General features: G+C 73.5%; 16 protein-coding genes. 6 read left to right on the top strand and 10 right to left on the bottom strand.

Annotation, left to right across the window (positions count from 1 at the left end; all coding sequences use genetic code 11):
- Window positions 1–122: 122 nt before the first annotated feature.
- The 6 genes from AC6EXY_RS19195 to AC6EXY_RS19220 all read right to left on the bottom strand — a co-directional run bounded on the left by AC6EXY_RS19195 (window position 123) and on the right by AC6EXY_RS19220 (window position 5645).
- Window positions 123–1127: an effector-associated domain EAD1-containing protein gene (locus tag AC6EXY_RS19195; protein ID WP_101830196.1), complete on the bottom strand. Its 1005-nt coding sequence runs from the start codon at window positions 1125–1127 to the stop codon at window positions 123–125.
- Between the two features lie 106 nt (window positions 1128–1233).
- On the bottom strand, window positions 1234–2223 hold the full coding sequence (locus AC6EXY_RS19200; RefSeq protein ID WP_101830197.1) for a malate dehydrogenase: 990 nt from the start codon (window positions 2221–2223) through the stop codon (window positions 1234–1236).
- A 193-nt stretch (window positions 2224–2416) separates the two neighbouring features.
- Window positions 2417–3571 (bottom strand): ABC transporter substrate-binding protein, encoded by a 1155-nt coding sequence (locus AC6EXY_RS19205; protein ID WP_243407162.1) that lies wholly within the window; start codon window positions 3569–3571, stop codon window positions 2417–2419.
- A 214-nt stretch (window positions 3572–3785) separates the two neighbouring features.
- Window positions 3786–4319: a GlcG/HbpS family heme-binding protein gene (locus tag AC6EXY_RS19210; RefSeq protein ID WP_499817680.1), complete on the bottom strand. Its 534-nt coding sequence runs from the start codon at window positions 4317–4319 to the stop codon at window positions 3786–3788.
- Between the two features lie 141 nt (window positions 4320–4460).
- Window positions 4461–5351 (bottom strand): hypothetical protein, encoded by an 891-nt coding sequence (locus tag AC6EXY_RS19215; RefSeq protein ID WP_243407163.1) that lies wholly within the window; start codon window positions 5349–5351, stop codon window positions 4461–4463.
- Between the two features lie 57 nt (window positions 5352–5408).
- Complete coding sequence (locus AC6EXY_RS19220) at window positions 5409–5645, bottom strand: DUF397 domain-containing protein (RefSeq protein ID WP_101830200.1); 237 nt, start codon at window positions 5643–5645, stop codon at window positions 5409–5411.
- 1254 nt (window positions 5646–6899) lie between these two features.
- On the opposite strand from AC6EXY_RS19220, the gene AC6EXY_RS19225 reads away from it, so the two are divergent.
- A complete protein-coding gene (locus AC6EXY_RS19225; RefSeq protein WP_101830201.1) occupies window positions 6900–7766 on the top strand; it encodes a Sco1979 family transcriptional regulator in 867 nt (288 codons plus the stop codon).
- A 61-nt stretch (window positions 7767–7827) separates the two neighbouring features.
- Here AC6EXY_RS19225 and AC6EXY_RS19230 read toward each other — a convergent pair whose 3' ends face one another.
- Window positions 7828–10398 carry a sensor histidine kinase gene (locus tag AC6EXY_RS19230; RefSeq protein ID WP_133150559.1) on the bottom strand — a complete coding sequence of 857 codons (2571 nt, stop codon included), beginning with the start codon at window positions 10396–10398 and terminating at the stop codon, window positions 7828–7830.
- 197 nt (window positions 10399–10595) lie between these two features.
- Between AC6EXY_RS19230 and hrpA the strand changes: the two genes are divergently transcribed.
- Window positions 10596–14651: an ATP-dependent RNA helicase HrpA gene (gene hrpA, locus AC6EXY_RS19235; RefSeq protein WP_499817691.1), complete on the top strand. Its 4056-nt coding sequence runs from the start codon at window positions 10596–10598 to the stop codon at window positions 14649–14651.
- A 305-nt stretch (window positions 14652–14956) separates the two neighbouring features.
- Here the strand turns inward: hrpA and AC6EXY_RS19240 are convergent, their stop codons facing one another.
- The 3 genes from AC6EXY_RS19240 to AC6EXY_RS19250 all read right to left on the bottom strand — a co-directional run bounded on the left by AC6EXY_RS19240 (window position 14957) and on the right by AC6EXY_RS19250 (window position 18550).
- Window positions 14957–16084: a CE1 family esterase gene (locus tag AC6EXY_RS19240; RefSeq protein WP_499817681.1), complete on the bottom strand. Its 1128-nt coding sequence runs from the start codon at window positions 16082–16084 to the stop codon at window positions 14957–14959.
- Between the two features lie 133 nt (window positions 16085–16217).
- On the bottom strand, window positions 16218–17390 hold the full coding sequence (gene galK / locus AC6EXY_RS19245; RefSeq protein WP_499817692.1) for a galactokinase: 1173 nt from the start codon (window positions 17388–17390) through the stop codon (window positions 16218–16220).
- 14 nt (window positions 17391–17404) lie between these two features.
- Window positions 17405–18550, bottom strand: a complete 1146-nt coding sequence (locus AC6EXY_RS19250; protein ID WP_499817682.1) for a UDP-glucose--hexose-1-phosphate uridylyltransferase — start codon at window positions 18548–18550, stop codon at window positions 17405–17407.
- A gap of 163 nt (window positions 18551–18713) precedes the next feature.
- Here AC6EXY_RS19250 and AC6EXY_RS19255 point away from each other — a divergent pair, with 163 nt between their 5' ends.
- The 4 genes from AC6EXY_RS19255 (at window position 18714) to AC6EXY_RS19270 (ending at window position 22679) form a co-directional block, all read left to right on the top strand.
- Window positions 18714–19964 (top strand): alkaline phosphatase PhoX, encoded by a 1251-nt coding sequence (locus tag AC6EXY_RS19255; RefSeq protein WP_101831235.1) that lies wholly within the window; start codon window positions 18714–18716, stop codon window positions 19962–19964.
- Between the two features lie 46 nt (window positions 19965–20010).
- On the top strand, window positions 20011–20610 hold the full coding sequence (soxR, locus tag AC6EXY_RS19260) for a redox-sensitive transcriptional activator SoxR (protein ID WP_101831236.1): 600 nt from the start codon (window positions 20011–20013) through the stop codon (window positions 20608–20610).
- Window positions 20611–20619: 9 nt separating this feature from the next.
- Window positions 20620–21324: an NADPH-dependent FMN reductase gene (locus AC6EXY_RS19265; RefSeq protein ID WP_243407376.1), complete on the top strand. Its 705-nt coding sequence runs from the start codon at window positions 20620–20622 to the stop codon at window positions 21322–21324.
- A gap of 95 nt (window positions 21325–21419) precedes the next feature.
- Window positions 21420–22679 (top strand): ABC transporter substrate-binding protein, encoded by a 1260-nt coding sequence (locus tag AC6EXY_RS19270; RefSeq protein WP_101831237.1) that lies wholly within the window; start codon window positions 21420–21422, stop codon window positions 22677–22679.
- The last annotated feature ends 18 nt before the right edge of the window (window positions 22680–22697 follow it).

Below are 22697 nucleotides of genomic sequence, written 5' to 3' on the forward strand. Positions count from 1 at the left end.
CCCGACCACCGGCAGGGGCACGATCTGACGCAAGGACTCGAACTCGGCCCAGGCGAGGAGAGTGCTCACCAGCCGGCGGCTACCGGCACCGAGCCTGCCTTATGCCGACCCGGTAGCTCCCATTAGGCGAGGCGGCCGGGAAAGGGCGGCGGGCCGTCGCCGCCCGAACGCCGGGCCCCGAACGTCCCGGCCGGCACCGGGCCGCCGGCGCGCGGCGTGGACAGGACAGGTGGATTGCCCGGGTGGCCGGGCAGGGTGACCCACGCGACGCCCTCGTACTTGTCGGACACCGACACCGGGATCTCGGTGAACTGCTCCGGGTCGAGATCTCGCAGCCGCTCGGCGGCGGTGCTGGCGAAGAAGGCGGGCGACATCGCCAGGACGAGGTCGGCCTCCGGATAGTCGGTGAGGAACTGGCGCACGGCCGGTGCGTCGATGAGGCGGGTGGTCACGACGACCGCGTCGCCGGCGGCACCGTCCGCCTTCGACACGATCTCGCCCTGGTGCAGCGACATGCGCAGCCGGAGCCGGCTGTCGGCCGGCCGGTACCGGTTGAACGCCTTCTGGGCGATCCGCAGCTCACGGACGAAGTCGCTGGCGAGGATCGCCTTGGCCACCGAGCCGTCGATGGCGCACAGGCAGCCGTCCCCCGAGTTCTGGAACAGGACGACGAGGTGATCCACCAGACCGGTGTTCTTCCGCGCCGCGGCGACGATCTCACGCAGGCCGTCCTGCCAGTCGCCCTGGCCGTGCAGATCGTTCTTGCTGTACCCGCGGGCGTCGAGGGAGAACAGACTGACGTGACGCGGCAGGTCGACCGGCTGCCCCGGGCCGAACTCCGGGCCGGTGTGCTGGCCATGCCGAGGCGACGCCCGCGCCGCGGAGAAGGCGGGATTGCCCGGGTAGTCACGGGCGGCGGTCGCGAGGATGCGGGCCCGGCCGTCGATCATGGCGCCCGCCTCGACGACGAAGGCGACCTCGAACCAGAAGTCACGCGCCGAGTCGACGAACACCGGCGCGCGGTCCCGCGACAGGCCGGCGCGTTCGAGCAGCTGGATGGCACGCGTGCGCGTGCTGTAGGAGCGAGCCAGCGCCTCGATCTCCGCCTCGCTGAGCCTCTGCGTCACACGTTCCCCCGAACCAGTGTGCGGCCGACCCGATCATTCTAGTCCACGCACATGGCCGTTCGGCCCGGTACGGCGGCGCGGGGGCACGCCGCCGTACCGGTGAGGCTCAGATGAGGCCGAGCGCCCGCACGGCCTCCCGCTCCTCGGCGAGCTCGCGCACCGAGGCGTCGATCTTCTCGCGGGAGAAGGCGTCGAGCTCGAGTCCCTGCACGATCTCGAACCGGCCGCCGGCGGAGGTGACGGGGAAGGAGGAGATGAGCCCCTCGGGCACGCCGTAGGAGCCGTCCGACGGCAGCGCCGCCGACGTCCAGTCCCCCTCGGGGGTGCCGTTCACCCAGGAGTAGACGTGGTCGATGGCGGCCGAGGCGGCGGAGGCGGCCGACGAGGCGCCGCGCACCTCGATGATCTCCGCGCCGCGCTTGGCGACCCGCGGGATGAACTCCTCGGCGATCCACTTCTCGTCGCCGACGGCCTCGGCGCCGCTGCGGCCGCCGACCTGGGCGTGGAAGATGTCCGGGTACTGGGTGGCCGAGTGGTTGCCCCAGATGGTGATCTTCTTGATCTCGCTGCTCGGGACGCCGAGCTTCTTGGCCAGCTGCGCGATCGCCCGGTTGTGGTCGAGACGGGTCATCGCGGTGAACCGCTCGGCCGGCACGTCCGGCGCGTGGGTCTGGGCGATCAGCGCGTTGGTGTTCGCCGGGTTGCCGACGACGAGAACCCTGATGTCGTCCGCGGCGCCGCTGTTGATCGCCTCGCCCTGCGGCCTGAAGATGCCGCCGTTGGCCGAGAGCAGGTCGCCGCGCTCCATGCCCTTGGTGCGGGGGCGGGCGCCGACGAGCAGGGCGACGTTGGTGCCCTCGAACGCCCGCTTGGCGTCGTCGAACACGTCCACTCCGGCGAGGGCCGGGAAGGCGCTGTCCTCGAGCTCCATGGCCGTGCCCTCGGCGGCCCGGACCGCCTGCGGGATCTCCAGCAGGCGCAGCCTGACCGGCGTGTCCGCGCCCAGCAACTGACCCGACGCGATGCGGAACAGCAGCGCGTAGCCGATCTGACCGGCGGCGCCGGTGACGGTGACGTTGACGGGCGTTGAACTCACTGGCATCTCCTGGTGCGGTCATCCGGACGCTCGGGCGGCGGGCCGGCCAGGCCGACCGCCGGACGGACGATCGTGGACCGGACCACCGAAGTACGCAGTTTTTCCGTCGCGCTCGAGATGCTAGTCCGACCGTCCGCCAGACGGGGAGCTCGGCGAGCCCGAGCCGCTCACACCACCACCCACGGTGGGCGGGTCACTGGCCGAGCTCGGTGCCGCACCGGGGCGCCGGGCGGATCAGGTCGAAATGCCGCGCGTCCGCGTCGACCTGGAGAAAGGTATAGCAGCGGTTCACCTGCCCGAAATGCGACGAGAAGTCGATCGGGGCGGGCAGCAGCCCGTCGGCGTCATACCCCTTGGTGGCGCGCAGGCCATGGATGAACGCCGCTCGGCTCGGGCACGGACCGGCGGCGGCGAGTCCGCGCAGGAACATGTCGGTGGAGATCCAGCCGGCGAGCGCGGCCTGTTGCGCCGGCGGCGACACCTGCGGCGCGTACAGCCGCATGGCCGCGAGGAAACGACGGTGCGCCGGGGTGTCGACCTCGAACGGCTGGTAGTCGACGAAGGTGTAGACGCCGGCGAGCACCGGGCCGAACACCTGCAGCAGCCGCTGGTCGTAGCTGACCGGTGAGAGAATGACGCGCAGGTTCGCGCGGGCCGCGCGGGCGCCGACGACGACCTGGCCGAAGGCGGCTCCGGTCACCGCGCCGACGAGGACGTCCGCGCCGCTGTCGCGCACCCTCTCCCCGATGCCCGCCACGTCGATCGGCCCGGTCGCGTCGACCCGGCCCACCACCCGCACGCCGGCCGCCTGCAGGCTCAGCGTCAGCTTGTCGGCCAGGGTGACCGAGGTCGCGGAGAAGCCCGACTGGGCGATGACCGCCCGGCGGCCGCCGTGCTCGGCGACGAACGCCCCCCAGGTGGTCACCGACGGGCCATCCGAGATCATGTTCGAGTAGCTGAACATGTTGTCGTTCTGCGTCCAGGCGGCCTCCAGGGAGGTGCCTGTCACCGGAACGCCCAGGCCATGCAGGTAGGCCGCGGAGCCGGTGGCCACGGAGGTCGACTCGATGAGACCGAAGACGTGCTGGTTGGCGACCAGGTCGCGGGCGGCGGCCGCGTTGCCCCGCGGGTTCGAGGCGTCATCCCGCCAGATGTAGTCGGCCCGCCGGCCGTCGATCCCACCCGCGGCGTTGGCGATCCCGAGCCGCGCGTCGACCCCGGCACGGAAGGACTGGAACAACGACGCCGAGTTGCCGGTGTCGGGATAGACGAGTCCGAGGCGCACGGCGCCCGGGGAGATACCAGGCTCGTCGCAGCTGGGCGCCGCGGCCGCGTTGTCGCTGGTCACGTGGCATGCGACAGCTGCGAATGCCAACGTCAGACAGGCGAAGCCGGCGAGAAGCGCCCGCCGGGTGTGCACTCGCCGGCGGGCTCGGCGCGATCCGGCCGGCCCGACCGTGACGCTCCCCACGCCACCAAGCTAGACGGCCGATCAGGCCTTTTGGTGCCGATCCGTTGATTGTGTGAGATTCGGCGGCGATGGACCGGATGGGTTTTGGGCGTCAGTAGGCCGCGGCCGCCGCTCGGGCGATCGCCTCGTCGTGTGGCGTGGGGCCGCCGCTGACACCCACCGCACCGACGATCAGGCCGTTGCGCCACAGCGGGACCGCCCCGGTCAGCCCCGAACCGGCGGCGGACGAGGGCCGGAACCATCCGTCGTCACCCGGCTCGCCCCCGCCCAGCTCACCCCCGGTGTGGTTGACCAGGCGCGACGGCAGCGCCGACGCCCGCGCGGCGCAGGCCCGGTCGACGGAGATGTCGACCGTGCCCAGGCGGGCGTTGTCCATGCGGACGTGGGCCACCAGAATGCCGGCATGGTCGACGACGGCGAGGTTAACCGGTTGACCGAGGTGAATCGCATATCTTTCGCCGGCCGCGATGATCCGGCGGGCATCCTCGAGCGATACGGTCATCCGCGACTCTCCCCATAAAGCGGCGTTCCGGTGCGCCTGACCATAGGCCCAGAACGCCGGTCTGGTGGTGGAAGGCGCGCCGCAGAACAACCGTCGCGCATCGCGGTTCCCCAGATGGGCCACGGCACACAGAAGGACACACGAAGCCCCGCCGGGCCCGTGGAGCCCCCACTGCTCCCCGCGGGGTCCGGCAGGGCAGGGCACCACGGCCGGCCCGCGCCGTTGCGGGCCGGCCGTGGTGGGTCCGAGGGTCCGCCGGCCGGTTCAGGCCGCGGCGGCCAACGGGAGGACCACGCGGGGAAAGCGATGGATCAGGCGGGTCGTCAGCGGGCCGTCACCGAGCATGTCGACGAGGGCACCGGCTCGCCGATGGTCCAGCCGGCCCAGCCGCTGCAGGCCGCGCAGCCGCAGCAGACCCGGCAGATGTGCCTCGATGGCCCGCTGGTCCGGCCGGGGGGCGCCGTCCAGCCAGGCGTCGAACTGGTCGCCCGTCATGATCTCCCAGACGATCGTGTCGGCGACGGCGCCGGTGCCGTCGGTGATCGTCACCAGGTGGGGGACGCGGACCAGGTCACCGAATCCCCGCAGGTCCGGGCGCAGCCCGGAGGTGACCACGTTGCTGCCCAGCGCGGGGTCCACGCCGCCGGCCGGCCGGCGCAGCACGTTGCGCAGGTGTGAGGCGAAGGCCAGCGCCAGCGCGCTGCGCCCGGGCGGGCTCGCGTGGGCGTGCAGGACGATGGCGTCGATCCCCGGCGCCCGCACCCGCTCCGCCGCCGCCCGGACGAGCCACGCGGGTTCCACCAGGACGAAGCCGACCTGGGCCCGGCGGCGCTCGGCGATCGCGTCGCCGCCCTCCTCCAGCGGCGCCGACAGCCCGACGGTCTCGTGCGTCCACTGACAGGTGATCAGCCCGTCGGCGCCCGGCAGGGAAAGCAGGGGGAGATCCCCAGAACTGAAGATCCGTTCCGTGGGCGGCGTGGGCATGCTGTCTCCGGTCCGGGAAGCCGGCAGGCACGCGAACGCGACCGTCGACCGCGAGGGCGGGCTGGTTCGGGAAGGGACGGTGCGGGCCTCGTTGCGCCGCGTGTCCATCCGATCGGGCAGGCCGGCGGCCAGGCCGACGTCGATGTGCGACGTCGGATCCGTGACCGCCATGGCACGCGCCTGTCTCGACGGGACGACCGGAGTCAGCAGGACCATGACGGGAGTCGGCTACTGCAGGAGGTTGTCGAAGTCGCCGTCCTTGGCGCCGAGTATCAGCGCCTCGATCTCCGCCCGGGTGTAGACGAGCGCGGGGCCGTTGGGGTGGCGGGAGTTGCGCACGGCCACCTCGTCGCCGGGCAGCCTCGCCATCTCGACACAGTTGCCCTGTGAGTTGCTCCGGCGGCTCTTCTGCCAGGTGACGCGCTCCAGCGCCGCCGCCGACATGCCGCTGTAAATCATGCTCATGCGCTCTCCCGAAGCCCGAGGAGGCCGCACCGGGACGACCCCTCACCTCACGCAGTCCGCCTGCCGCACCGCCGCGCCGCGATGGACCCCCGTGGATCATGCCGAGGGGACCGCCCCGCCAGCCCCGCCCGGCGTGTCCGCGTGTGCGCCTGCACGAACTTCGGCTCACGATACAGCACGGTCAGGTGCACGTGCATCAAGCGGGGCGCATGTGCGTGAGACAACCTCACGTGCGATCGTCGTTGGCAGCCAGACCTATCGCCACGGCGGCGGTCCGGCCGGGAGTCCAGGCCGGGCGTCCAGACCGGGGGTCCAGACCGGGGGTCCAGACCGGGGGTCCAGACCGGGGGTCCAGGCCCGCCGGCGGCACCCGGCACGCGACAGGAGGAAGCCCGCGCACGACGCGCGATAGCCCGAAGGGGACACCGAATAAGCGACGAAAATCCATAAAGTGGGAAATCGCGCATCGGCCGGCAGCCTCCAGGCCGCGACAAGAACGGACAAAGCCGACGGACAGGGCCCCTAACGAGCGGGAATGCCGCCCGGGCCGACCGGGGACCTCTCCCCGCGAGCTTCGCGAGCCCCACGGGGACTCCCGCCAGAGGTACCCCACTGGTGTAAAAGTTCAGAGTCCGACACGTCGGGCATCACGCCGCCCGGCTGCCACGGACATAACGCAACAAGGGCCCATCGCCACACCGCACAGGAGGACATCGCACGACACGGACCCTCGGCGCCCACGCCGGCGCGGCCCGGCGACCCGGCCAGACGGCCGGCGGACCGATGCCGCCGGGGCCCATACCGGTTGCCACCCGCGAGCCTCGCCGCCGGCGCGACCGGCGCGGACCTACCCGAGTGGGCCGCCGTGCACTCCTCCCGCCCGGCGGCGTCAGGTGGAATCGGAGCCGCGGATCCGCTCGGACGGCGAAACAACCGGAGAAGAGGTGAGGGCGACGGACAACGGAACGGAACGGCGAGATGACGCGCGGCGGGTTCGCCGGGCCGGCCGCCGCAAACACTCCGAACGATCGGAACCACCGAGTGTGACGACCGAGCGGGCCCGCGGGCCGCGGGCGGCTATCCGACTCCGGCGGCGAGACTCCCCTGCCACCCACTCTCGGTGAGCGAGTATACAAATAACCCTCACTACGCTAAACAAGCGACAGCCGATCAGACATGAGAACCAGAGACGTAACGGGATCCAGAAGATCAGATGTCATACTCTTGCGTTGACCGATGGCGAGGGGGCCGACCGTGACGACAGCTCAGCCGGGAAGTGGGCCGACGGTTCGTCGGATCCTGCTCGGCTCCCAGCTCCGTCGACTTCGCGAGGAGAAGGGCATCAGCCGAGAGACCGCGGGATACCACATCCGTGCGTCCGAGTCGAAGATCAGCCGGATGGAGCTGGGGCGAGTCAGCTTCAAAGAACGGGACGTCGCCGACCTCCTAACCTTCTATCAGGTCACGGACGAAGCTGAGCGGGCGCCATTGCTGTCGCTCGTCCGGGAGGCGAACACGGCCGGCTGGTGGCAGAACTTCAATGATGTCCTGCCGTCCTGGTTCCAGCCCTACGTCGGGCTGGAGGAGTCGGCGCAACTGATCCGAACATACGAGGTGCAGTTCATTCCCGGGCTGCTCCAGACCGAGGACTACGCCCGCGCCATCATCGCGCAGGGTGGCGGCGGCCTGCCGGTGGACACGGTCGAGCGGCGGGTCAGCGTTCGCGTCAATCGGCAAAAACTTCTTTATCGCCACAACCCTCCGCGACTGTGGGTAGTCGTCGATGAGGCGGCGCTGCGCCGGCCCATCGGCGGTCCGAAGGTGATGCGGGCCCAGATCGAGCATCTGATCACGATCTCCGACCTGCCGAACCTCACCCTGCAGGTGATGCCGTTCGCCTTCGGCGGCCACGCGGCCGAGGGCGGCGCGTTCACCATCCTGCGGTTCCCGGAGATGGACCTGCCCGACGTCGTCTACCTGGAGCAGTTGACCAGCTCGTCCTACCTGGACAAGCGCGAGGAGGTGGACCGCTACATGGAGGTCTACAACCGCCTCAGCGTCGACAGCACGACCCCCGGCGAGACGCCCGACCTGCTCCGGCGCATCGTCAACGAGCTGTAGCACCCGGCCGGCTCGCCACCGGCCAGGTCAGCTCGAGGCCCAGGTCAGCTCGAGGCCCAGGTCAGCTCGAGGCCCAGGTCAGCTCGAGGCTGAGCCACCGGTCGGCCACCTCGACGTGGACCTGGAGCTCCGCCAGAGGATCCGTGGCCGGGGCGGACACCGTCGGCGGGGCCCGGTCGGGCCAGGGCATCCCCACGACGACGCTGCCGCCCGACGCCGCCCACAGCACCGTGACGAACGCCCGCCCGCCCTGGGCCGCGGCGAGCACCTCGCCGACCCGGTCGGCCAGCGCCACGCGCACCGCCGCCGGCGCCGTCCGCAGGTCACCGTCCCGCTGGACGACCAGGCCGATCCCCGCCCCCTCGGCATCCGCGAGCACCGGGTCGAGGTCGGCGAGCGCCGACGACGGACCGCCGCCGGTCAGCATCCGCCGGATCGCCGCGGCCCGCACCGCACACCCGCTGCGCACCGCCGGCGTCCGCGGATCAAGCCGGCCGTCGACGACCCCCGCGAGCAGCGGAAGCGCGTCGCGCTGGACGGCGCCCAGCCAGGCGAGCCGCTCCCGGCGGATCATCGACGCCGAGTCGGCGTGCGCGGCGATCTCCGCCTCGGCGGCGAGGGTGCGCGCGGTCGCGACGGCCGTGCCGCGCAACAGCGGCCCGAGCATCGCCGTGATGATCTGCACGGCGCAGGTGCCGTAGAGGGTGGAGCCGAGTCGGGCGAGCACCAGCGGACTGCCCGGATCCCGGGCGAGGACCAGGCCGACGAACAGCACGATCGTGGCGGCGAGTGCGCCGACCCACTCCCGCGTCGGCCGGGAGGCGGTGATGAACGCGAGCAGCAGCGGCACGACCAGCAGCGGCCAGTCGGCGATGCGGACGATGTCCGCTCCGCGGGAGTTCTCACTGGCGACCACCGCGATCGCCAGGCTCGCCACGAGCAGCCCACCCGCCTCGGCACCGGACAGCGGCCGGGTGCGGATCCGCACGGCGGTGACCACGATCAGGGCCGCCAGTGCCGTCCACAGCGCGCCGGCCAACAGCGGCACCCGCACCCAGCCGAGCGTCGCGACCAGGGGCGCAAGCATGATCAACAACCAGAGGCCGGCGACGTGCCCGACCGCGCGCCGCACCCCGGCCGCGTAGTCGGCCACCAGGTCGGCCGCGATCGCCGTGACCCCGCGCCGGTCCGGCACGAACCCACCCCGCGCCCCGCCTGGGACGTCGGTGCCGGCGCCGATGAGCAGGGCGGTGACGCGCCGGCGCAGCGCACGCGGCGGGCCCTCACCGACCCCGGGACAGGCCGCGTCCGCCGGCCGTACCGGACGTTGCCAGCGCAGGTCGACGGTCGTGCCGGCGCCCGGCGCCGACGTGATCGTGACGGTCCCGGCGACGTCCTCGAGCCGGCCGGCGATGGACCGGCGCAGCCCGAGGCGCGCCGGGTCGACCAGGCGCGGATCAAACCCACGCCCGCTGTCGGACACCCGCACGATCAGCACATCCGGGCCACCGTCCACCCGCACCCGGGCCCGCCGGGTGCCCGCGTGCCGCTCGACGTTCGCCAGCGCCTCCCGCACGGCTCCCGCGAACGCCGCGACGACGACGGCCGGCGGCTCGACGATCCCGCCGCCGCCCGTCCCGCCACCGCCAGTCCCGCCGCCGGTCCCGCCGCCGCCGGTGTCGAGGGTGATGATCAACCCGCGCCCGGCGGCCTCCCCGACGACCTCAGCGAGCCGCTCGTTGATCGATGGGCCGCCGAGACCGTCCGGATCGAGCAGCCCCTCCACCGCGACGAGGCTCTGCCCGCATCGGCGCCGGGCGAGCTCCACGTCCCGTCCACCGCCCCAGGCGATGCCGGTCAGTGTGTTGAGCACCGTGTCGTGGATGATCCGTTCCCGCTCCCGGCGGTCGCGGGCGACGGCGAGGACGACCGCCTCCCCGCGGTGGCGGGCCACTACGTTGGCCCAGCGCCGGTCCGCCGTGTGGGCGATCTCGCGCAGCCGGCCGACCGACAGGCCGAACAGGCCTGGCGTGATCACCAGGACCACCGTGTCGGCGATGGCCTGAGGGAAGTGCCCCCAGCCGCCCGTGAGGGCACCGCCGCCGAGCAGCAGCACCAGGCCCGCCGCGACAGCCGGCGGGAAGGCCCAGACGGCCGCCGCGGCACCGTTGATCGCGGCGAGGAACACGAAGTTCCCGGTGTCCCCCACCGACTCGGGCGGCAGCCAGTCCCGCGCCGTCAGGGCGAGGGCCAGCGCCAGGGCGACGCTCACCGCGGCGAGCGGGCGGCCGACCCCGCGCCGCAGGCTGATTACGCAGAAGACGATGTCCCAGGTGACGGCCGCGACGACCATCGCGGCGGCCGCCGGATGGGTGTCGTACCAGTCCCAGACGAACAGATAGAACACGCTCAGCCCGCAGGCGACCCCGCGCATCGCGACCAGCACCCCGGCCATGACCCGCTCCAGCGCCTGGTAGGCCCGGCCGGGCTCGATCGACGCCCGCCCGAGCTCCAGCGCCGCGGCTCCGAAGGCGGTGTCCGTCACGCCCGCGCCGTCGACGGCCCCCGGCCCGATCCCGCCGAACCGCCCCGCGCACCGCTCTCCCGGCGAGGCATCGTCCAGGTCCGTCACCACTGTGGCTCCGTCCTCCCCGGCGAACAGGTCGCACGGTACAGGCCGCGGCGCTCCGATGGCCGGTATCGCCCGTCTTCGCGCGCGGCCTCGACCGCGCGGGCGTGCCCTAGGCTGGACCGCGTGTGGAAGGAAACCCCGTGAATCCTCCGCCGCCCGCGTCCCCCGTCGTCCCCGACCGCCTGGAGCCCGACCGCCTGGAGCGGGTTGACGAGCTGCGGGACCGGCTCGCGGAGCTGGCCCCTCGCGACGCCCACCGGCTGGGCCGGCGTCTCGCCGACCACCGGCGCACCCGGGAACCGGCGGCGCGCGCCCATGCCCTGCAGTCGATCGCGGCGGACGTCGAGCGCGCGGCCGCCCGGGTCGAACGCCGGCGCGCCCGTGTGCCGGCGATCACCTACCCCGAGATCCTGCCCGTCACGCAGCGCAGGGACGAGATCCTGGCCGCGATCCGCGACCACCAGGTCGTGATCGTCGCCGGCGAGACCGGCTCGGGCAAGACCACCCAGCTGCCGAAGATCTGCCTGGAGCTCGGCCGCGGCGTGCGCGGGATGATCGGCCACACCCAGCCACGGCGCATCGCCGCGCGCACGGTCGCCGACCGCATCGCCGAGGAGCTCTCCACCCCGGCGCCGCAGACCGGCGGCGGCGTCGTCGGCTACCAGACCCGCTTCACCGACCAGGTGCACGACGACACCCTGATCAAGCTCATGACCGACGGCATCCTGCTCGCCGAGATCTCCTCGGACCGGTCGCTGCGCCGCTACGACACGCTCATTATCGACGAGGCGCACGAGCGCAGCCTCAACATCGACTTCATCCTCGGCTACCTGCGCTCACTGCTGCCGCGCCGCCCCGACCTGAAGGTCGTCATCACCTCGGCGACGATCGAGACGGCCCGCTTCTCCGCCCACTTCGGCGACGCCCCGGTCATCGAGGTGTCCGGGCGCACCTACCCGGTCGAGGTCCGCTACCGCCCGCTGCTGCTGGCGGCGGCCGACGGCGAGAGCGAGGTCGAGCGCGACCAGACGCAGGCGATCAGCGAGGCCGTCGACGAGCTGTGCGCCGAGGGCCCCGGCGACATCCTGGTGTTCCTCAGCGGCGAGCGGGAGATCCGCGACACCGCCGAGGCACTGACCCGCGAGCAGCGGCCGCTCACCGAGATCGTCCCGCTCTACGCCCGGCTGTCCGCCGGCGAGCAGCACCGGGTCTTCCAGCCGCACACCGGACGGCGGGTGGTGCTCGCCACCAACGTCGCCGAGACGTCGCTGACCGTGCCCGGCATCCACTACGTCATCGACCCGGGCACCGCCCGCATCTCCCGGTACAGCCATCGGACGAAGGTGCAGCGGCTGCCGATCGAGCCGGTGTCGCAGGCGTCGGCGAACCAGCGCAAGGGCCGCTGCGGCCGCACCGCCGACGGCATCTGCGTCCGGCTGTACAGCGAGGAGGACTTCACCGGGCGACCCGAGTTCACCGACCCGGAGATCCTGCGGACCAACCTCGCCTCGGTCATCCTGCGGATGGCCGACCTGGGGCTCGGCGAGATGGCGACGTTCGGCTTCCTCGACCCGCCCGACCCCCGCCAGATCAACGACGGCGAGCTGCTGCTCACCGAACTCGGCGCGTTCGACACCGACACCGGCACTGGCACCGACACCGGCACTGGCACCGGAACCGGCACGGACACGCGGGCGGCGGACGGCGCCCGGCGGCGCATCACCGCGCTCGGGCGGCGCCTGGCGCGGATCCCGGTCGACCCGCGGCTGGCCCGGATGGTGCTCGCCGGCGACGAGCAGGGCTGCCTGCGCGAGGTGCTGGTCATCGCCGCGGCGCTGGCCATCCAGGACCCGCGGGAACGCCCGGTGGAACACCAGCAGGCCGCCGACGAGCGCCACGCCCGCTTCGCCGACCCGACGTCGGACTTCCTGGCCTACCTGAACCTGTGGACGTACCTGCGCGACGCCCGCGAGGAGCACTCGGCGAACCAGTTCCGCCGGCTGTGCCGCACGGAGTTCCTCAATTACCTGCGCATCCGCGAATGGCAGGACGTCCACGGCCAGCTGCGCGCCGTCGCCCGGGAGCTGAAGCTCGCCGTCGGTGACGCCGACGCCGCCCCGGCCGACCCGCGGGCGGTGCACCGGGCGCTGCTCACCGGCCTGCTCTCGCACATCGGCCGGTACGACTCCGAGCGACGCGAGTACGCCGGCGCCCGCGGCGGCCGGTTCGCCCTGTGGCCGGGCTCGGCGCTGGCCCGCCGCGCAGCCCGCACCGCCACCACCGACCAGACCGTCCGCGACGGATCGGACGCGCCGAAGCAGCGCCCGTCCGGACCGCCGGCCTGGGTGATGGCCGCGGAGCTCGTCGAGACGTCCCGGCTGTGGGGCCGCACCGCGGCACGCCTCGACCCGGACTGGATCGAACCGCTGGCCGGCCATCTGGTGCACCGCACCTACAGCGAACCGCGCTGGTCACGGCGGCAGGGAGCGGTGCTCGCCGACGAGCGCGTGACGCTGTACGGGGTGCCGATCGTGGTGGGCCGTCCCGTCCAGTACAGCCGGATCGAGCCGGCGCTGTGCCGCGAGCTGTTCCTGCGCCACGCCCTCGTCGAGGGAGACTGGCAGACCCGGCACGAGTTCTTCCGCCGCAACCAGCAGCTGCTCGCCGACGCGCAGGAGCTGGAGCACCGGGCGCGCCGCCGCGACATCGTCGTCGACGACGAGACGCTGTTCGCCTTCTACGCCGACCGTGTCCCCGCCGACGTCGTCTCCGCCCGCCACTTCGACGCCTGGTGGCGCCGGGCCCGCCGGGACACCCCCGACCTGCTCGACTTCACCCCCGCGCTGCTCGTCGCCGCCGGCGCGGGCGGGGTCACCGAGACCGACTACCCGGACACCTGGCGCCTCGGCCCCGCGCTGACGCTGCCGCTGACCTACCAGTTCGAGCCCGGAGCGGCCGCCGACGGTGTCACCGCGCACATCCCGCTGGCCGTGCTCAACCAGGTCGATCCGGCCGGGTTCGAATGGCAGGTGCCGGGGCTGCGCGAGGAGCTGGTGACGGCGCTGATCCGGGCGCTGCCGAAGGCGGTGCGACGCAGCTTCGTCCCCGCGCCGAACTACGCCCGCACGGTGCTCTCCCGCATTTCACCGGACGCCGGCACGCCGTTGCTCCTCGCGGTAGAGCACGAGCTGAGGCGGATGGGCGGCCCGGAGATCCCCCGCGACTCCTGGTCGCTGACCGCCGTCCCCGACCATCTGCGGATCACCTTCCGGGTCGAGGGCGGCCGCGGCGAGATGCTCGCCGAGGGCAAGGACCTCGACGCCATCAAGCAGCGGCTGCGGCCGCGCACCCGGGAGGCCGTCGCCGCCGCGGCGGATGGTGTCGAGCGGACCGGCCTGCGTGCCTGGGACGGCATCGGCACCCTGCCGAAGGTCGTCGAGCTGCGCCGCGGCGCCCACGTGGTACGCGCCTTCCCCGCGCTCGTCGACGAGGGCGACACCGTCGCCGTGCGCGCCACCGACACCGAGGCGGAGCAGCGCACCGCCATGTGGGCCGGCACCCGGCGGCTGGTGCTGCTCGGCGTCCCCTCACCGATCCGCGGCCTCAACGGGCGGCTGTCCAACGCGGCGAAACTCGCGCTCAGCAACAACCCGCACCGCGACGCCGCCGACCTGCTCGACGACTGCGTCCGCGCCGCCGCCGACCGGCTGATCGCCGCCGGCGGGGGCCCCGCCTGGGATGAGGCAGCCTTCGCCACGCTGCTCGCAGCGGTGCGCGCCGGGCTGCCCGAGGCGTCGTTCGCCGTCGTCCGCGAGGTGCAGGACGTCCTCGGGCTCGCGCACACCGTCGACCTGGCCCTGCGGGCCGTGCGCGCGCCGGTGCTGGCGGACTCGGTCGCCGACGCCCGCCGGCAGCTCGACGGGCTGATCTACCGCGGCTTCGTCACCGACACCGGCACCGACCGGCTCGCCGACCTGACCCGCTACCTGACCGCGCTGCAGCGCCGGCTGGAGCGGCTCCCCCGCGACCCGAACCGCGACCGCGTCAACACGGCCACCGTCGCCCGCGCCGCGGAGGCCTACCGGGAGCTGCTGGCGACCGTGCCCGCGGGTCGCGCTCCGGGCGAGGAGATCCGCCGGGTGCGGTGGATGCTGGAGGAGCTGCGCGTCAGCCTGTTCGCGCAGAACCTGCGCACGCCCTACCCCATCTCCGAGGAGCGGGTCTACCGCGCGATCGACACGCTGCTGGGCTGACCGCCGACCTGGCCCGCGGCTCGCCGGGCCAGGTCGCCGGGCTGGTTCGGCAGTCGGCCGGGTCGTGCGTCCTCGCGGGCACACAGCCCCTCGACCCTCGCGCTCGTCACCGCGCCCATCGCTGTCGGTCCAGGCCGGGTAGGCGGCCGGGGCCGCGTGTTCCCGCGGTAACACGGTTTCTCGCCCTTGCGGTGATCATCCAGGCCAGACCGGGGTCTTTCGACCACACCACCCACCCTCACCACCATCGACCTCGACGCATTCATCCACGGCATGGACGAAGGAGGTCAGGAGGCTGGGGCGTCCTAGGGAAGCGGCGCGGACAGCACCGAGACGATTCCGCCGCGGCCGACGGCGGCCAGCGAGGCAGGCGACGAGAAATCCCACAGGGCGCCGACAGCCCACCAGGGCCAGGTGTGGCCGCCGTCCCAGAGCTGGTGGCGGATCTCGGAACCGGGAGCGAAACGGCTGGCCTCGGTCTCGCCGTCAGGCAGGTTCATGTGCAGATAGTCCGACCAGCCACCGCGCCAGGGCACCGTCGTGTCCGCGGTGCCGTGGATGTGCAGCATGCGGACGGGCACGGTCGGGCAGGACGCCATCACCTGGCCGCCGACCATACCGACGGCGGCGACCAGATCCGGTGCCTCGCAGGCGATCCTGGCGGCAAGCATGCCGCCGTTGGAGAAACCCCAGACGTAGACGCGGGAGCGGTCCACGGGGACGTGGCGGGCGGCGTCGTCGACGATCTGACGGATGTAGTCGACGTCGCCCGCGGTCGCGTCGCCGCAGCAGCCGCCCGCGTTCCACGCGCCGCGCACGGCGACGCCGTACGCCACCGCGAAGCCGTGCGTGTCGGCGAACGGGTCGGCGGCAGACGCCTCACGCAGGCTGTCCGCCGTGTTCACCAGACCATGCAGCATGATCACCAGCGGCCGGGGGGCGCCGCGGAACTCGGGCGTCAGCCAGAGATCGGAATGCAGTTCGTAGGTGCGCCCTGATGTCAGCCGACGCGTCGGATCGACACCGCCGCCCTGCCCGCCCGCAGGCCCGGCCGTGGCCGGGCTGCCGGGAACGGCGGGCATCCGGGTGGCGGCGGGCGTCTGGGTGGCGGCCGTCGAGGGGAGCGCTGGGTCGGTCTCGGCCTGGGGCACGTCACCCACTCGGGGCAGGTCGGGCGCGGGGTTCCCGGCGGCCGCCGGCGCCGCGGCGCGAGCCGTGGGGAGGAGAGCCGTGGGGGCGAGAGCCGTCGGGGCGAGAGCCGTCGGGGCGAGAGCCGCGGCGACGCTCGCCGCGGTGGTCGCGGACGAGGACGACGGCAGGGCCGCCGCCACGATCCCGACCAGCCCGACCAGAACCACGACGGCGACCGCCACCGCATGCCGGCGGCGACCGCGCCCCGACAACCCGTCGCGCACCCAGCCCAGCACGGACACCGGCCTCTCAACTCCTCATCTCGGCCCGGTCAGAGCGGACATGGTAGCCCGCTTGCCATCAAGCTCCCCGATACCGGGCCAGAACAGCACACCGCCGGGCGGAAAAGCGTCGATCGGGCAGGCGAGGCAGCGGCTAGCCGAGAACGGTGATGGACGTGCCGGCGACCGCCGAACACACATGTAGCACGGGGCTACGACCGGTGCGGGCGGAATAGGCGGGTGTGAACGCTTCCGTGAATGCGGCGAGCCGATCCCGCTCGACGAGCGCCACGGCGCACCCGGCGAACCCGCCGCCCGTCATCCGGGCACCGAAGCAGCCGGGTGCCGCCGCGGCTGCCGCCACCGCCGCGTCCAGCTCCGGCCCGGACACCTCGAACTCGTCGCGGAGCCCCCGGTGACCCGCCAGCAGCAGCCGTCCCGCCTCGGCGGCGTCCCCGCGGGCGAAGGCCTCGGCCACCGCGTCGACCCGGGCGTTCTCGGCGATGACGAACGCCGCGCGCCGCAGCGCCACCGGGTCCACGACGCCCGCGGCGCGATCCGGCAGGCGCGTGAGCTCGCGCAGGGCCGGGACGCCGAACGCCCGCGCCGCCCGCTCGCACTCGGCGCGGCGCTGCGCGTACGCGCTGGTCACGACCTGCCGGCGGGTGCCGGTGTCGAGGACGACGACGGCGATCCCGGCCGGCAGCGGCACCGGGGTGACCTCGCGGGTCCGGCAGTCGACGCGCAGCGCGTGCCCGGCGACGCCACCGGCGCAGGCGAGCTGGTCGAGCAGGCCGGTCGCCGCGCCCACCCACGCGTTCTCCGCCCGCTGCGCGAGCGTCGCGAGCGTCACCAGCGGTGGCACGGCCCCGGCGAGGCTCGTGGCGGCGACGGCGACGGCGAGCTCCAGAGCCGCCGACGATGACAGCCCCGCCCCGGGCGGGATGTCGCTGGCGAGCGCGCCGTGCCAGCCCACCTGCCTCCCCACGGTCTCGACCGCGACCGCCACGCCCTCGACGTAGCGGGCCCAGCCGGCGGCCCGGCCACCGGGGGGCGTGTCGGGCGCCGGCGGCGGCAGCGGCACCACGGCCGGGAGGGGTTCCCGCTCCGACTCCAGCCGCACGCACGGGTCGCCGGCGGTCTGGTCGTCGTCGCCGCGCAGCGCGATGCACAGCTCCCGGTCGATCGCCATCGGCAGGCACAGGCCGTCGTTGTAGTCGGTGTGCTCGCCGATGAGGTTGACCCGTCCCGGCGAGCGGACCAGGTGGGTGGGCCGATGGCCGTAGGCGGCGACGAACGCCCGCACCGCGCGGTCGGCCGCCGTCAGGTGGAGCACGGGCGTCACGAGGGGCGCAGATGCAGCGGGCTGCCCGGCAGGGCCGTGGCGGCCGTGGGCGGCAGGGTCACCACACTGTCCCAGGACGCCGACATGACCGTACGCAGCCGGATGGCGGCATCCTCCGGGGTGAGGTCGCGCTGCACCTCGGCGAACATCTCGTAGCCGACGACGTGCTTGCGGATCGTGGGCGAGCGCAGCAGCGGCGGGTAGAAGTGGGCATGCAGCTGCCAGACCGTCTCCGGGCGCCGGTCGGACGGCATGGGCGGCGTGGGCGGCGTGGGCGCGGGGTGCGGTCCGGGGGCGCCGTGCCAGCCCATCGAGAACGGGAACGGATGGGCGAACAGGGCGTCGTAGCCGGCGAGCAGCCGGCCGAGGACGTGCGCCAGGCCGTCGCGCTGGGCGGGGTCGAGGTCGGCGAGCCGGCTCACCGGGCGCCGAGGCAACAGCAGCGTCTCGAACGGCCACATCGCCCAGAACGGCACGACGACCACCCAGTCCTCCTCGTTGAGGACGATCCGTTCCCCGGCGACGAGTTCGGTGCGCAGGTAGTCGAGCAGCAGGGAACTGCCGGAGCGGGCGAAGTGCTCCCGCTGGTGGGTGTCCTCGACGGCGGCCTCGTCGGGCAGCGCGTCGCAGGCCCAGACCTGGCCGTGGGGATGCGGGTTCGACGCGCCCATGGCAGTGCCCCGGTTCTCGAAGATCTGCACCCAGCGCCAGCGCGCGCCGAGCTCGGCGTCCTGCGCCGCCCAGGTGTCGACGACGGAGCGGACCTCGACGTGGGTCATGTCCACCAGCCCGCGGCCGTGGTCCGGCCCGAAGCAGATCACCCGGCAGGTGCCGTGGGCCGCCGCGCGGCGCAGCAGGCCTGTCCCCGCGGGGTCGGGCTCGGGCGGGACCTCGTCGTCCGACGGGGGGCGCAGGGCCGGGTAGTCGTTGGTGAAGACGTAGGTGCCCTGGTAGTCGGGGTTGGAGGTGCCGCCGGCGCGCTCGTTGCCGGGGCACAGCTCGCAGGTCGGGTCGAAGGGGACGGCCGGGGGTGGGGTGGGCGCCTCCTGTCCGCCGCGCCAGGGCCGGCGGACGCGGCCCGGTGAGACCAGGACCCAACGGCCGGTGAGGGGGTTGAACCGCCGATGCGTGGTGTCGTCCATCGTTTCGACAGCCTGCCATGACCGCTCCACCGCCCGTCCCTACCGGGCCACCCCGGGGATCAGCGCGCGGTGAGATCGACGGCACGCTCCGACGTCGTGTTACCCGACGCGCAGCCCGCGTGACCCTAGGCTGATGGACCGAGCTCGGGAGGGACGCGACGTCATGGACCGACGAATGGTGCTGCGCTCGACGGCGGCGGCCCTCGGCGCCGCCGCACTGTCCGGCACCGCCGCCGCCTGCAACCGTTCCTCCGACTCCTCCGACTCCTCCGATTTCTCCGACTCCTCCGCGGCGCCCAGGGCCGCGGCTGCTCGTGCGTCAGCCACGAGCCGGGCGCTCACCCACCCAGGGCCTGGCCCATACGGGTCACCGCGCGCGGCGGACCGGTTCGGCGTGGCGCTGCCCGCGGGTTTCACCAGCCGGATCCTCGCTCACTGCCGGGTCCAGGTCGCCTCGACGGACTACGTCTGGCCGGATGGTCCGTGCGGCGGCGGATGCCTGCCCGGTGCGGGGGGCGGGTGGACCTATGTCGCGAACTCCGGAGTGACGTTCGGCGGCGGCGCCTCGGCCCTGCGGTTGCGACCGGACGGCTCCGTGGCATCCGCGGAGCGTGTCCTGCACGGCATCACCCAGCCGCGCGCCGGCGGCGCCACGCCGTGGGGCACCTGGCTGGTCTGTGAGGGCCTCTTCGCCGGCCGAGTATACGAGGTGTACCCGGACGGCTCCCGGGCGGCGGTGGGCCGCCCGGCGCTGGGCCGCTTCGCCCATCAGGGCGTGGCCTGCGATCCCGACGACCGCGTGCTCTACCTGACCGAGGACCGGTCGGACGGCTGCCTGTACCGGTTCCGTCCCGACCGGTGGGGTGATCTGTCCCGCGGCAGCCTCGAGGTTCTGGTCGGCGATCCGGGCGCGGGCCCCGACCACGTGCGCTGGGCCCGGGTGACGGACCCGGACGGCTTCCCTCGCGCCACCCGCCGCCAGGCCCGCGACGCGCGCGCCTTCGACCGGGCCGCGGGCTGCTGGTACGCCAACGGCGTCTGCTACGTCACGACCCGGGGCGACGGGCGGCTGTGGGCGCTACGCACCGTCTCCGGTGGGACAGCCGTCTCCGGTGGGACAGCCATCTTCGGTGGGACGCCGCCGACGTCGATCGGCCAGCTCACCGCCGCCCGTTCGGGGGATCTGTTCGTCGCGGCGGGGCGTGGCGAGCCGGCGCTGACGCTCATCACGTCGGCCGGCGAGGCCGCACCGTTCCTGCGCCTGCCCGGGCACCGCGGTTCCGAGATCACCGGTCCCGCGTTCAGCCCGGACGGCACCCGGCTGTATCTCTCGTCCCGTCGTGGCGTCACCGGGCGTGACCGCAGCGGCATCACCTTCGAGATCACCGGACCGTTCCGCGCGGCGGCCGACTGACCGGCTTTCCTGATGTTGACGTCAACTTCACCTATATGATCCGGGCATGCTCCCCACCGATCTGATGACCGTCGGCGAGCTGTCCCGGCGCAGCGGCTTCGCCCCGTCGGCGCTGCGCTACTACGAGCGACAGGGCCTGCTCTCCGCCACCCGCACCAGCGGTGGCCAGCGCCGCTACGAGCGGCATGTGCTGCGCCGGCTCGCGTTCATCCGGGCGGCCACCGCCGTCGGTCTGAGTCTGGACGAGGTCGCCGCCGCCCTGTCCGCCCTGCCCGACACGCGCACTCCGACGAAGGCCGACTGGGCGGTCATCTCCCGGCGCTGGCGGGCCCGACTCGACGAGGACATCGCCGCCCTGGTAGCCCTGCGTGACGGGCTCGAGGCCTGCATCGGCTGCGGCTGCCTGTCGCTGCGGCGCTGCCGGATCTCCAACCCGCAGGATCGGATCGCCGCGCGCGGCCCCGGCGCCCGGGTTCTGCCGGCATCCCTGCGCCGCGCGCCCCAGCATCACCACGGCGGCCACCGCCCCCCGCCGGACGACGCGAACCCCTGCGCGCGTGAGCGGTTCGACGACCCGTCTGCATCTGGGCAGCACCGGTTGGATAGGACAGAGTCTGCGGCAGGACAATGCGGACAGGGGTCCTGAGGAGGGGTCGTGGGGGATTCATACGGCGCGTTGCGATCCGGTGGCGGCGGTAACGCCCTGCCGTCCGGGGGCGCGCTGCCAAGCCGTACGGCCCGGCCGCCGGTTGACGTGTCTCCCGCCGGGATCGGGCCGGTTCGGGCCCGCCGGCGCCGGCCGGTGATCGTCGGGCTCGGGGGGGCGACCCGGGCGGACTCCGCCACCCACCTGGTGCTGGCGGCGACGCTCGGCAGCATGGCCCAGGCGGGCGCCGAGACCATCCTGTTCGGCGCCGCCGAGCTGGACCTGCCGATGTACGCCCCCGAACGGCCCGAACGGACCCCCGCGACGCTACGGCTGCTCACGGCCGTGGAGCGCTGCGACGCGCTCGTGGTCGCCACCCCGGGCTATCACGGCGCCATGTCCGGGATGGTGAAGAACGCGCTGGACTACCTCGAGGATCTGCGCGGCGCACCGAGGCCGTACCTCGACGGGCGCGCAGTCGGCCTGATCGTGTCCGCGACGGGCGCGCAGGAGGCCGGCACGACGCTGAGCGCGCTGCGCTCGACCGTGCATGCCCTGCGCGGCTGGCCGACACCCCTGGGCGTGGCGTTCGGCGCGGGGGACGGCGTCGTCGACGCCCACGGCCGGGTGACGGACTCGGCGACGGCGACGCTGCTGGAGGCGCTCGTCGATCAGATCATGGGCTTCACCTACGCCTGGTCGCAGGTGATCTGAGCCGACCCCCGCGCCGACTCACCCTGACGTACCGGGCCGAACCGGGCGGGTCTACGGTGGCCGCGGCAAGGACGGACGGTCAAGGAGGCGGCAGGGTGCGACGACGATTCGGGCTGCGTGGGCTCGCCGGGGCGGGTGTCGCCGCCATGGTCGCGGCGACGCTCGCCGCGTGCGGCGGCTCGTCGGGTGGCGGCTCGGCGGGTGGCGCGGCCGCCGCGGGCACTCCGGTCAAGCTCATGATCATCGCACCCACGGGTACGCCGGGAACCAACTACCCCGAGATGGTGGCCGCGGCGCGCGCCGCGGTGCGCGGTGTCAACGCCCGCGGCGGGATCAGCGGGCATCCGGTCGAACTCGAGCACTGCAACGAGAAGAACGATCCCGCGGCCGCGAAGAAGTGCGCCCAGCAGGCCGTGGACGACAAGGTGCTGGCCGTCGTCGCAGAGGTGAGCGGCAGCGGCGGGATCATGCCGATCCTGCAGAACGCGGGCATCCCGTCGATCGGCTCGTCCGGCGTCTCGGCGGACGGCTCCGAGCTCAGCTCCCCGATCAGCTATGTCATCAGCCCGCTGACGTTCTACCCGGCGGTCTGCCCGTCGCTGCTGGCGAAGGCGGGGGCGGGCCGGATCGGGCTGGTCGGCTACGACCTCAGCGCCAGCGACCGGCTGATCACCATGGCCGAGGGCGGCGGGAAGGCCGTGAACCACCCGATCGACCCGAAGATCCGCATCCCGATCACCACCAGCGACTTCACCCCGGCGATCTCCCAGCTGACCCGCTCCGGCGCGGACGGCGCCGTGCTGGTCGTGTTCGACCAGGCCGCCTACGCGGTGATCGGCAAGGCCGGCCAGCAGATCCGCACCTGTCACGCGGGCGGCACGCTGTCGCCGAAGTACCTGGCCACGCTCGGCCCCGCCGCCGACAAGCTGGTCATCGCCACCGCGTTCCCGGAGCTGAGCCAGGCCGCGCAGTTCCCCGAGGTGGCCCGGATGGTCCGGGAGCTGGAGGCCGAGCAGGCCGCCGGTGACCCCGACGCCGCCCCGGCGCTGCGCACGACGACCACCACCACCGGCGCCTGGCTGTCCGTGCAGATCGCCGAGAAGGTCGGCAGCCAGGTCTCCGGCGAGCTGACCGCGAAGAACCTGCTCGCCCAGCTCGGCCGGACGAAGCATCTGGACCTCGGTGGCATCGTCCCGCCGCTGGACCTGACGGCGACCACCCCGATCCCAGGCGCCGAGCGGATCTTCAACACGACGCTGCGCGGCGCCCGCTGGGACAGCGCGTCGAAGTCGTTCGTCCCACTCGGCACCGAGACCTACGACGGCCTGGCCATCCTGCGCCGCGCGGCGTCCTGAGCCAGGCGGAGCCCCTGA

It is taken from the genome of Frankia sp. RB5, from assembly GCF_059816245.1.